Origin of the sequence: Pseudomonas sp. PA-4-8C (assembly GCF_021606625.1) — a bacterium.
Taxonomy (GTDB): domain Bacteria; phylum Pseudomonadota; class Gammaproteobacteria; order Pseudomonadales; family Pseudomonadaceae; genus Aquipseudomonas; species Aquipseudomonas lactis.
In genome coordinates, this window is record NZ_WKCD01000166.1 from 1 (window position 1) to 12,033 (window position 12,033).

At 60.0% G+C, this 12,033-nt stretch carries 10 protein-coding genes; 1 reads left to right on the top strand and 9 read right to left on the bottom strand.

What is annotated here, in order from left to right:
• Positions 1-121: 121 nt before the first annotated feature.
• From GIW04_RS20615 to GIW04_RS20640, 6 genes are all read right to left on the bottom strand, one after another.
• Positions 122-1,864: an ABC transporter substrate-binding protein gene (locus GIW04_RS20615; RefSeq protein WP_120249071.1), complete on the bottom strand. Its 1,743-nt coding sequence runs from the start codon at positions 1,862-1,864 to the stop codon at positions 122-124.
• A gap of 161 nt (positions 1,865-2,025) precedes the next feature.
• Complete coding sequence (locus tag GIW04_RS20620; protein WP_014718862.1) at positions 2,026-2,298, bottom strand: DUF2160 domain-containing protein; 273 nt, start codon at positions 2,296-2,298, stop codon at positions 2,026-2,028.
• Between the two features lie 11 nt (positions 2,299-2,309).
• A complete protein-coding gene (locus GIW04_RS20625) occupies positions 2,310-3,110 on the bottom strand; it encodes a carbohydrate ABC transporter permease (protein WP_003192012.1) in 801 nt (266 codons plus the stop codon).
• 10 nt (positions 3,111-3,120) lie between these two features.
• Positions 3,121-3,987 (bottom strand): carbohydrate ABC transporter permease, encoded by an 867-nt coding sequence (locus GIW04_RS20630; RefSeq protein ID WP_003192014.1) that lies wholly within the window; start codon positions 3,985-3,987, stop codon positions 3,121-3,123.
• A complete protein-coding gene (locus GIW04_RS20635) occupies positions 3,984-5,081 on the bottom strand; it encodes an ABC transporter ATP-binding protein (protein ID WP_003192017.1) in 1,098 nt (365 codons plus the stop codon). The genes GIW04_RS20630 and GIW04_RS20635 overlap by 4 nt, the downstream gene beginning before the upstream one ends.
• Positions 5,081-6,175 carry an ABC transporter ATP-binding protein gene (locus GIW04_RS20640; protein WP_056783754.1) on the bottom strand — a complete coding sequence of 365 codons (1,095 nt, stop codon included), beginning with the start codon at positions 6,173-6,175 and terminating at the stop codon, positions 5,081-5,083. The genes GIW04_RS20635 and GIW04_RS20640 overlap by 1 nt, the downstream gene beginning before the upstream one ends.
• A 351-nt stretch (positions 6,176-6,526) precedes the next feature.
• Here GIW04_RS20640 and GIW04_RS20645 point away from each other — a divergent pair, with 351 nt between their 5' ends.
• Positions 6,527-8,344 (top strand): sigma-54-dependent Fis family transcriptional regulator, encoded by a 1,818-nt coding sequence (locus GIW04_RS20645; protein ID WP_120249070.1) that lies wholly within the window; start codon positions 6,527-6,529, stop codon positions 8,342-8,344.
• A 1-nt stretch (position 8,345) separates the two neighbouring features.
• On the opposite strand, the gene GIW04_RS20650 is transcribed toward GIW04_RS20645, so the two are convergent.
• The 3 genes from GIW04_RS20650 to GIW04_RS20660 all read right to left on the bottom strand — a co-directional run bounded on the left by GIW04_RS20650 (position 8,346) and on the right by GIW04_RS20660 (position 11,750).
• The gene (locus GIW04_RS20650) at positions 8,346-10,463 is read right to left on the bottom strand and encodes a TonB-dependent receptor family protein (RefSeq protein ID WP_120249069.1); all 2,118 of its coding nucleotides are present in this window, start codon (positions 10,461-10,463) and stop codon (positions 8,346-8,348) included.
• A gap of 143 nt (positions 10,464-10,606) precedes the next feature.
• Entirely contained in the window at positions 10,607-10,876 is a 270-nt protein-coding gene (locus GIW04_RS20655) for a hypothetical protein (RefSeq protein ID WP_120249068.1), read from the bottom strand.
• Positions 10,877-11,009: 133 nt separating this feature from the next.
• Positions 11,010-11,750, bottom strand: coding sequence for a hypothetical protein (locus GIW04_RS20660; protein ID WP_003192025.1), 741 nt, complete (start codon positions 11,748-11,750; stop codon positions 11,010-11,012).
• Positions 11,751-12,033: the final 283 nt, after the last annotated feature.

Genomic DNA, 12,033 nt, shown 5'->3' on the forward strand with positions numbered 1-12,033 from the left:
GCCTGTAGGAGCGAGCTTGCTCGCGAAGAAGCCGCAGACGCCGCGTTTATTCAGAAAGCACGCGTTATCGTTGACGTTTTTCGCGAGCAAGCTCGCTCCTACAGGGGTTGAGATGGCGCTGTTACTTACGTGCAGCCTCCCACTGCTTGAGCAGGTCGTTGTAATTCACGGTTTCGCCCTTGGGCTTCTCGTTGGCCAGTTTCGGCTTCGGTGCGCCCGGCTGGTCGAACCAGTATTGTGCGTCACGCTCGGGGTTCATTTTCGGGCCGCACACCGGTTGCACCTTGGAGCGTTCCAGGCGCGTCATGATCGCGTCCTGCTCCTTGGCCAGGTTGTCCAGCGCCTGTTGCGGGGTTTTCTCGCCGCTGGCTGCGGCGGCGATGTTGCTCCACCACAGTTGCGCCAGGCGTGGGTAGTCGGGCACGTTGGTACCGGTCGGCGACCACTCGGTGCGGGCCGGGCTGCGGTAGAACTCCACCAGCCCACCGAGTTTGGGCGCCATGTCGGTCATGGCCTGGGAGTTGATATCCGACTCACGAATCGGCGTCAGGCCAACGATGGTCTTTTTCAGCGATACGGTTTTTGAGGTCACGAACTGCGCGTAGAGCCAGGCCGCGAGCTTCTGCTTCTCGGGCGTGGACTTGAGGAAGGTCCAGGAGCCTACGTCCTGATAGCCCTTCTTCATGCCCTTTTCCCAATACGGCCCGACCGGCGACGGCGCCATGCGCCATTTCGGCGTACCGTCGGCATTCACCACCGGCAAGCCCGGCTTGACCATATCGGCGGTAAACGCGGTGTACCAGAAGATCTGCTGGGCGATGTTGCCCTGGGACGGCACCGGGCCGGATTCAGAGAAGGTCATGCCCGCCGCTTCCGGTGGCGCGTAGGCTTTCATCCAGTCCACGTATTTCTGCGTGGCGAATACGGCTGCCGGGCCGTTGGTGTCGCCGCCACGGGTGACGCTGGAGCCCACCGGGTGGCAGTCCTCCACACGAATGCCCCACTCGTCCACCGGCAGGCCGTTGGGCAAGCCCTTGTCGCCGCCGCCGGCCATGGAGAACCAGGCATCGGTGAAGCGCCAACCCAGGGACGGGTCTTTCTTGCCGTAATCCATGTGCCCATAAATGCGCTTGCCGTCGATTTCCTTGACGTCTTCGCTGAAGAACTTGGCGATGTCTTCATAAGCCGACCAGTTCACCGGTACGCCCAGGTCGTAGCCGTATTTTTCCTTGAACTTGGCCTTCAGCTCCGGGCGCTCGAACCAGTCGGCGCGAAACCAGTAGAGGTTGGCGAACTGCTGGTCGGGCAACTGGTAGATCTTGCCGTCCGGCGCGGTGGTGAAAGACAGCCCGATAAAGTCCTTGAGGTCCAGGGTGGGCGAGGTGAAATCCTTGCCTTCGTTGGCCATCAGGTCGGTGATGGATTCGGTCTTGCCGTAGCGAAAGTGCGTACCGATCAAGTCGGAATCGTTGACCCAGCCGTCATAGATGTTCTTGTCGGACTGCATCTGGGTTTGCAGCTTCTCCACCACGTCGCCTTCCTGCAACAGGTCGTGGGTCAGCTTGATGCCGGTGATTTCACTGAAGGCCTTGGCCAGCATCTTGGATTCGTACTCGTGGGTGGTGAGGGTTTCAGACACCACGTTGATCTTCATCCCACGGAACGGCTCCGACGCCTTGATAAACCACTTCAACTCCTCCAACTGTTGAGCTTCGGTAAGGGTCGAGGGTTTGAACTCGCTGCCGATCCATTTTTTTGCGGCATCTTCATACGCATCGGCCCAGGCCGAAGCGCTCAAACCACTGAGGGCCAGTACGGCGGCCAATGAAATGCTATGTCGCAGCTTATTGTTTTTATTCAACATAGAGACCTCCAGGTTAGTTTCAAAAGGGCTATCGGCAACCACCTCCCTTGTAGGAGCGAGCTTGCTCGCGAAGAACTCAAAGACACCGCGGGCTACCAGGAACACTGCGTTATCGTTGACGATTTTCGCGAGCAAGCTCGCTCCTACAGGGTCGTGTAGACCTAGCCCCAACGCATCACACTCAACAGCCAAACAAGGGAGAGCGCGGACGCCACCCAGATGCTCCAGTCGGTAACGCCAATGACCAGCAAATGCAGGTAGGCGCTGCCGAGCAGACCGATAAACAAGCGATCGCCACGGGTGGTGCTGATCGGCAGCAAACCGCGCCGCGGGATACTCGGCGAACGCAATTCCCAAGTGGTCATGCCCGCCAGAATCAGGGCAATACCGCCAAAGAACAGCGCTGTGGGGGTGGTCCAGGCCATCCATTCCATCATCGACTCCTCTAGACCCGGCCCAGGGCAAAGCCCTTGGCCACATGGTTGCGAACAAACCAGATCACCAGCATGCCCGGCAGGATGGTCAACACCCCCGCCGCTGCCAGCACGCCCCAATCAATGCCGGAGGCCGACACCGTGCGGGTCATCACCGCTGCGATGGGCTTGGCGTTGACCGAGGTGAGCGTGCGCGCCAGCAGCAGTTCGACCCAGGAAAACATGAAACAGAAAAACGCCGTGACACCGATACCGGAGCCAATCAGCGGGATAAAAATCTTCACGAAGAACTTGGGAAAACTATAGCCGTCGATGTAAGCGGTTTCGTCGATTTCCTTCGGTACACCGGACATGAAGCCTTCCAGGATCCATACCGCCAACGGCACGTTGAACAGGCAATGGGCCAGGGCCACGGCGATGTGCGTGTCGAACAGGCCAATGGACGAATACAGCTGGAAGAAAGGCAGCAGGAACACCGCCGGCGGCGCCATACGGTTGGTGAGCAGCCAGAAGAACAGGTGCTTGTCACCCAGGAAGCGGTAACGCGAGAACGCATAGGCCGCCGGCAGCGCCACGCTCAGGGAGATCACCGTGTTCAGGCTCACGTAGTACAGCGAGTTGAGGTAACCGGTGTACCAGCTCGGGTCGGTGAAGATCACCTTGTAGTTGGCCAGGGTGAAATCCTGCGGAAACAGGGTCAGGCCGCCGAGGATTTCGGTGTTGCTCTTGAAGGACATGTTCAGCAGCCAGTAGATCGGCACCAGCAGGAACAGGATGTAAACGAGTAGTGGAATAAGCTTGCGCTTGCTCATGTTGGCGGCCTCAGCGGTTGGCATCGGAATGGGTCATGGCGGTGTAGAACAGCCAGGACACCAACAGGATGATCAGGAAATACACCAGGGAAAACGCCGCCGCCGGGCCCAGGTCGAATTGGCCGACGGCCATCTGGGTAAGCGTCTGGCTCAGGAAAGTGGTGGCGTTACCCGGCCCGCCGCCGGTGAGTACGAAGGGTTCGGTGTAAATCATGAAACTGTCCATGAAACGCAGCATCACCGCGATCAGCAGCACGCTTTTCATCTTCGGCAACTGGATATGTCGGAACACCGCCCAGGCCGATGCACGATCAATCCGCGCGGCCTGGTAGTACACGTCCGGAATGGCCCTTAAGCCTGAGTAGCACAGCAGTGCTACCAGCGAGGTCCAATGCCACACATCCATGACCAGCACGGTGACCCAGGCGTCCATGGTATTGGCAGCGTAGTTGTAGCTGATGCCCAGGGCGTTGAGGGTCGAGCCCAGCAGGCCAATGTCGGCACGGCCAAAAATCTGCCAGATGGTGCCGACCACGTTCCACGGGATCAGCAACGGAATGGCGAGGATGATCAGCACCAGCGAGGACCAGCGGCCCTTGGTGGGCATGGTCAGCGCGATGGCGATGCCCAACGGGATCTCAATCAATAGCACGCAGGCCGAGTAGATGAACTGGCGCAGCAGCGAATCGTGCAGGCGCGGGTCGAGCAGCACCTGCTTGTACCAGTCGGCCCCGACAAAATAGCGGCTGGACTGGTCGAAAATGTCCTGCACCGAATAGTTGACCACGGTCATCATCGGGATCACCGCACTGAACGCCACCAGCAGGAACACCGGCAACACCAGCCACCAGGCCTTGTTATTCTGCACCTTGTTCATGGTGCCACCTCCAGCAGGTAATCGTCGGCGTAGAGCATCAGCCATTGCGCGGGGAAGCTGATGCAAGCCTTGCCTTCCGGCACCGGCTTGTCCTCGGCCAGCCGCACCTTGAGGGTGGCGCCATCGAGGTTGAGGGTCATGATCTTGTAGGTGCCGAGGTCCTCCACATGGACGACGTCGGCTTGCAGGGCGTCAGGGTTGTACTCGTCCCACACGTGGATAAATTCCGGACGGATACCAACCTGGAGCTTTTTGTAGTCGGTGGTGTTGAGACGTTGCTGCAACGCTTCGGACAGCGGCAACAGGGTATTGGCAAACCCTACACCGCCAGACTTGGCCTGCACCTCGATCAGATTCATCCCAGGGCTACCGATGAAATAACCGACAAAGGTGTGGCTGGGCCGCTCGAACAATTCACGCGGCGTACCGAACTGCACGATCTGCCCGCCGTACATCACCGCGATCTTGTCGGCGAACGTGGAGGCTTCCAGTTGATCGTGGGTGACGTAGACCATGGTGATATTGAACTGCTCGTGAATCTGCTTGAGCTTGCGCCGCAGTTTCCACTTCAGGTGCGGATCGATCACCGTCAGCGGTTCATCGAACAGAATGGCCGACACGTCATCGCGCACCAGGCCACGGCCCATGGAGACTTTCTGTTTTTCGTCGGCGGTGAGGTTACGGGCTTTTTTGCTCAGCAGGTTTTGCAAGTCGAGGACTTCGGCGATCTCCTGCACCTTGCTGTGAATTTTCGCTTCGGCCATGCCCTGGTTGCGCAGCGGGAACGCCAGGTTGTCGAACACCGTCATGGTGTCGTACACCACCGGGAACTGGAACACTTGGGCGATATTGCGCTTTTCCGGGGTCAAGTCGTTGACCACTTGGGTATCGAACAGTACCTGGCCTTCGGACGGGCTGAGCAGGCCGGAGATGATATTGAGCAGCGTGGACTTGCCGCAGCCTGACGGCCCGAGCAAGGCGTAGGCACCGCCCTGCTCCCACACATGATTCATTTCCCGAATGGCGTAGTCTTCTGGCCCTGTGGGTGTAGGGCTGTAGCTATGGGCCAGGTTGCGCAAATGGATCTCGGCCATCAGGCAACCCTCGCGACACGGCGCCCGGGGGCCTGGACCAAGCGGCCCTGACCATCGAACACAAACAGTTTATGGGTGGGGATATACACGCGGATCGGCGCGTCGACATCGTACTCATGCACCCCCGGCAGGTGCAGCACCAGCAGGAAATGCTCACTGCGCACATGCAGGAAGGTTTCCGAGCCGCTGATTTCGGCGACTTCCACGGTCACCGCCAACTCAAGGTCATCATCGTTGCTGGGCACCAGGCTGATATGGCTGGGGCGCACGCCGAAGCGGAAATCGCCTTCGCCGATGGGCCGCAGGTCAACATTGAGTGGGAAATGCACGAAATTGGCGAAGCTCACTTCGTTACCGCTGATGCGCCCTGGCATCAGGTTGATCGGCGGCTCGGAGAACAGCTCAGCGGCGAGCACGGTTTGCGGCTGGTGGTAGACCTCGGCGGCCTTGCCGCTCTGAATCACCCGCCCCTCGTGAAGAATGGTGGTGGTGCCACCCAAGGCCAGGGCTTCGTTGGGCTCGGTGGTGGCATATATCGCGATGGTGTGGCGCGCCTTGAACAGTTCGCGCATTTCCTGGCGCAGCTCTTCGCGCAGTTTGTAGTCCAGGTTGACCAGAGGCTCATCGAACAGAATCAGTTCGGCGTCTTTCACCAGGGCGCGGGCCATGGCGGTGCGTTGCTGCTGGCCACCGGACAGCTCCAGGGGGTGGCGCTGCAAAAATTTCTCGATGCGCAGCATCTTGGCGGTTTCCAACACCTTGCTCTGGATCACCTCCTGGGACACACCGGCCTGGCGCAACGGCGAGGCGATGTTCTCGAACACGGTCATGGTCGGGTAGTTGATGAACTGCTGGTAAACCATCGACACATTGCGCAGGCGCACCGGCTTTTGCGTGACATCCACGCCGTTCATCAGGATGCGGCCGCTGTCGGGTTTGTCCAGGCCGGCCATCAGGCGCATCAGGCTGGTCTTGCCCGACAGGGTGCGACCGAGCAGGACGTTGAAAGAACCGGCTTCGAACCGCAGGTTGGCGTCGTCGATCCAGGTTTGGCCGTCGACAACGCGGGAGACATGTTCCAGGGTCAATGACATGACACGACCTTTTTTATTATTGGAATGAATCTGGTCCGTTGTCAGAGCGAGTTTCGTGCCAAAACCGCAAGCGCTTGATGTGTAAGGAAATGGGTGAACCATGATGTTCAGGAGTGAACAATCCGGCTGAACAACTGAACACTGCCGGGGTTGACAATGAACAGTTGTGAACAACACTTTATGCGCGACGAAGATCAAATGTGGGAGCGGGCTTGCCCGCGATGGCGGTGCATCAGTTTGTAGATGCTGTGCCTGACCCATTGCCATCGCGGGCAAGCCCGCTCCCACATTGTTCGATGTCTGACGTTAGATGGCGCAAGACCCGACAACAATAATAAAGAAGGTCGCACGATGGCCGAACCCTTGACCCACGACACCCTTATTCAGGAATCCTGGCGCCGTTGCCGCGCCTACGGCCTGGACCACCAGAGCACCCCCAGCTTTGACCAACTGCCCGCCGAGGGCATTCGCCATCTCCTAGAAAGCCAGCATTCCCTGGTACAGACCACCCACCAGGAAGTGTTGCCCTACTACGAGAACATCCTCAGTAATTCCAACTGCCTGATCATGCTGGCCGACAATCAGGGCCAGGTGCTGACCTCTTGGGGCACCCAGCGGTTTATCGAGCCCACGCTGGCCCGAGGCTTCAGCCCCGGCGCCAGTTGGATGGAACGCGCCAGCGGCACCAACGCCATCGGCACAGCGCTGGCCTGCGCCCAGGCCGTGCATATTGAACACGATGAACACTTCTTGAAGGCCAACCGCTTCATGACCGGCTCCGCAGCGCCGATTTTCGACGCTCAGCGCGAAATCATCGCGGTGCTGGACGTATCCAGCGACAGTTACCTGCCGCCCTCCCACACCCTGGGCATGGTCAAGATGATGAGCCAGACCGTGGAAAACCGGCTGATCCTCAACCTGTTTCGCGGCGAACATTTCCAACTGACCTTTAACACCGGCTTGAGCAACCTCGACAGCCAATGGGCCGGCCTGCTGATCTTTGATGAAAGCGGCCAGGTGCTGTCGGCCAATCGGCGTGCGGATAACCTGCTGGGCATCAGCCTGTCGCGGGTGATGATCGACAGCCTGTTCAAGGTGTCGCTGCTGGAGTTGCTCAACCAGCCCGAAGGGTTGCCGTTTGCGTTGCAGGCGGCTGGGCGTAACCGCTTCCAGTGCCTGTTGAAGCGCCCCAAGCAGATGCCGGTGCAGGCCCGGGTGTTCAGCCAACCGCCGCCGCCCGCACCGACGTCGATCAACCTCCAAACCCTGCATTTTGGCGATGTGCGCGTGGAAAAAGCCGTGCGCCAGGCCGAGCGCCTGTTGGAAAAGGACATTCCGCTGTTGATCCACGGCGAGACCGGCGTAGGCAAAGAGGTGTTCGTCAAAGCTCTACACCAGGCAAGTTCCCGCAGCCGACAGGCGTTGATCGCGGTGAACTGTGCGGCGATTCCCGCAGAGCTGGTGGAATCGGAACTGTTCGGCTACGAAAAAGGCGCCTTCACCGGCGCTAACCAAAAAGGCAGCATCGGCCTGATCCGAAAGGCGGACAAGGGCACGTTGTTTCTCGACGAGATCGGCGATATGCCGCTGCCCACCCAAGCCCGTCTGTTACGGGTGCTGCAAGAACGCTGTGTGCAGCCGGTGGGCAGCAGCGAGGTGTTCCCAGTGGACTTGCGCATCATCTCGGCGACCAACCGCGCACTGCGCGAGCTGGTGCAGGCCGGACGCTTTCGCGAGGACTTGTACTACCGCATCGGCGGCCTGACCCTGGAACTGCCGCCATTGCGCGAGCGTACCGACAAGCAGGCGCTGTTCCAGCAACTGTGGCAGCAACACCGCGAGCCGACGCAATGGGCCGGGCTGAGCGCCGAGGTGCTGAGGCTATTCGAGCAACACCCGTGGCCGGGGAATTTACGCCAGGTGAGCAGCGTGTTGCAGGTAGCGTTGGCAATGGCCGAAGAGCAGCCGATCCGCGCAGAGCACCTGCCCGATGATTTTTTCGTGGATTTGCAGGCGACGGTGCCGCAGTCCAAACCCGAACACCTGGATGAACACCTTGACCTGAGCCAGCGCCTGGAAGCCGTGGGCGGGAATATTTCCCACCTGGCGCGAGAGCTGGGGGTGAGCCGCAACACCCTGTACAAGCGCCTGCGCCAGCACGAAGGCTGATTTAACGCCAACTCCAGGAAACGCCGGTGTAGATACCACGCCCATCAGCGGGGGTGGAGCGTGCAGCGTCCATGCCTTTGTCGTCGTAGCCCGGCGTGACGGTGTTGGCGTAGCGGCGGTTGGTGAGGTTGCGCAGGTCGACCCAGGCTTGCCAGTCCTGCTTGGGCGCGTCGTAGCCGAAGGTGGCGCCAAAGGTGGTGTAGGCCGCCGCGTAGTAGGAATTGGCGTAGTCCACCGCCACCCGTGAGGCATGCTCGGTGTTGAGGCTGGTGTAGAAACCCGTCGGGTGGCTGTAGCGCAGTTGCGCCTGGTAATAGTGCTTGGGAATGCCGGGCAAGGTGTTGTCGCCGAAACGGTCGTCGTCGCGGTAATGGAAGTCGCTGAAAGTGTAGGCCTGGCGCAGATCGAGCTTACCGCTGCGCCCGCCGTCCCACAGCGGGCTGAGCAGGCTCAGTTCCACCCCCTGGTGCACGGTGGGGCTGGCGTTGGATTCGGCGATGATGGCGTTGCTGGTGGCGGTCTGCGCCTGGGTCTCCACGGATAGCAGCTCGTGGCGAACCTCCGAGCGATAGAGCGCCAGATCCCATTGGCCGAGCCAGGCTTCACCGCGCCCGCCGATTTCCAGGGTGGTGGAGGTCTGATTACGCAGCTTTACGCCTTCGCGCTGCAACCCCGTGGCCGCCCCACTGCCCGGCCCGAAGTATTTGTTGGAACCCCAGATCATCGACCACGCATGCGGTGGCTCTACCGAGCGGCTCAGGTTGCCGTAGACCTGCAACTGCGGGGTGAAGTCGTAACGCAGGCCAATGCGCGGCGCGTAATCCCAGTCATGCTGACTGAGCGGCGCCTGGCCGTCGGGGTAAGTGACCTGGGTTTCGCGGCGCGTGTAGATCGCGGCAAGGCCGGTGGTCAGCCATAGATCCTCAACCAGTTCCAGTTCGTTGCCTACATGCAGCACGGTGTCGGAGCCCAGGTAGCTGTAGTCGCGGGTTTTGGTGCCGGGGGCATAAATGGCGGTATTGCCCACAGGGATGCGCACGTATTCCGACGCGCCATTGTTCGGCATCGCCTGGGTGGTACGCAGGCCGAGAGTGGTAGTACTCGCGTGGCCGAACAGGCTGTCCTGGCGGATGTAATTCAGGGTGCCGCTGATATCGGTGTAGGCAACTTTGAGGCGGTTGGTGCCTTCGCGCAGGTCCATAGGGTAATCGTGGTAAGCCAGCCCGACCTCGACCCGTGAATTATCGTCCAAGCGCAAGGTGGTCTTGTTGGCGATCCAGGTGGAGCCCGGTTGCAGGCGTTTTGAGTCGCGGGCGGCATTGAGGCTGTTGGCGGCACGCGGATCATGGCTGATCTGGTCACGCGTGAGCCTGCCGGGAGAATCGTTGGTGGTTTCGCGATAACGCAAATAGAAGCGCGTTTCCAGGTCCGGGTTAAAGCGGTAGCCGAAATTGGCAGCGATGCCCTTGCCGGTACCAGCGCTTTGGTGCTGATAACCGTCGGACTCCGAATCGGTGAGGCTGATGTAATAGTCGGCGTCCCCCAGCACTTGCCCCGAACTGACTTCACGCTGGGCATAGCCGCGACTGCCGACCTCATAGCGCACTTGCAGCTTGGGTGCGTCCAAGCCGGTGCGGGTGACGTAATTGACCGCACCGCCCAAGGCCAATGCACCCTGATCGAACCCGTTGGCGCCACGCAGCACCTCTACCCGGCTTTGCCACAGCGGGTCCTTCAGCTCATAAGGCGTACCACCTGGGCCGGTAAGCGGCAGACCGTCGAACATTTCATACAGGCCGGAGGCGTGGGCACCGGGGGCGCGGTTGAGGCCCGAGCCACGAATGGACACCTTCACCCCTTCGTTATTGGCCGCCTTGGCGTACACACCGGCCTGGTATTTGAAGACATCCTCGTTGGTGCTGACCCGTCCCTGCTGCACGTTGTTCATATCGATGTAATTGGTGCCACCGGGCACGCTTTTGAGCTGCGCCTGGGCGATTTCTGCGGCGCTGGCCTCGGCCGTGGTGACTTCAACCGGCGCCAATTGCAGGCCTTCGGCCTGTACCAGCGAACTGAGGGTCAAGGCGGCAAAAATAAACGGGGGGTGGCGCAGCAGCATTGGGGGCAGGTCCTTGGAATCCGGGAACGTGCCAGGCCAAGCCCACCACGCGAACAGTGATGGGAAGGCAGGCACGCCCCTCAGGTCACTCCTTAATGAAGGACAAGGACGATTTAAAAACAGCGGCGAACCCGGTGGCAGGTTCAGCCATCGGGCGCCGACAATGCCCGCAGCAGATCATCTGCATCCGACCCCGGCGCAAAGCGAAAGCCATACATTTCGTCAGTGGCGAGAATGTCCCCCAAGGTGTCGCGCAACTGGGCTTCCGTGGGCGAGTCACGCAATAACTTATGCGCCGGCAGCAATATCTCGGCAGATACGCCCTGGGCCGTCGCGGCGTCAATCACCGCATAGAGGATAAACCGCAAGCGTATTTCGCGATCCGTGGGCCAAACCGTTTTTCGTTTACCCAAGGGAGGGCCTCGTGTTTAAGAAAAATCCGAGGCTATTGCCCGCAGGCAAGCGTTTCAAGCCGCGAGAGGCAAGATAGGCCGCTTCCTACAGCGGAAAGGGAAACACCGCACCGATTGGTCGATGCGATGGGCCTTATTGCACCGGCAGGAAATTCATCAGCAACAGGCTTTGTGCGTAATTGAGGCCAATGCGCCGGTAGCGCTCATCGAGGATTTGGGTAAGCAGGTCCAAACGCGCGACGATCTTGCCGAACTCAACGGCAAAACTGAGGTTACTGCCCTCCTCCGATATTTCATTGGAAAACAACAGCAACACACCATTGGCATCCTGACGCTGGCTGAGCAACCAAGTGGCCTTTTCGATATTGCGCGCGGCGTTGCTGACAAACTGCGGGTTGATCGAGTCAGTCACATAAAACTGCGTGCGCCCACCGTGGGCGGTCACGAGCATACTGCCAATCGCGTAGATAAACGCGCCGACGCGGTCGCCGCGAAAGTCAGGGCTCAAGGAATAACTCAGGGCAGCCAGGTCACGCCGGTCACCCAGTGCGGGCAAGGGTTGGCGATTTTCGATGGCCTGGCGGATTTGCCGGGCGGCGGTCACCGCATCCGGGTAGCCCGATTGACGCCACTGGTTGGGGTTGCGCAGGTAGAGCTTGCTCATCAGCAAGTAGAGGCTTTGCAGGTTGTCGCGCATGCCGAGTGTGGCCATGCGGTCGACGCTGGTCTGGAAGAACTCATCAGGCTTGCCATCGCTGAACTGCCTGGCGATATCGCGGCCCTGTTGTTGGCTGCAACCTGTTGCGCAGAGCGCGAAAACCGCAGCAAGCAGCAGCGGCCATCGGGAGGTAAAAACAGTTGACGTTCGATCCATCGGCACCGGGTCTGATTCTGTTGGCCACCTACGGGAGTCGGGTGGCCGGGACAGGGGTAGATCAGCAAAATGGAAAAAAGTGCAGCGGTGCGGGTCGGATCAGCATAGGACTACAGCAACGAGGTGAACGAGACCACGCTACCCGAGCCATCAAGCGCCCAGCAGACAAAGCCCGATACATCGCCCTCTGTAGGAGCGAGCTTGCTCGCGAAAAACGTCAACGATAACGCGTGTTTCCTGAATAAACGCGGCGCCTGTGAGTTTTTCGCGAGCAAGCTCGCTC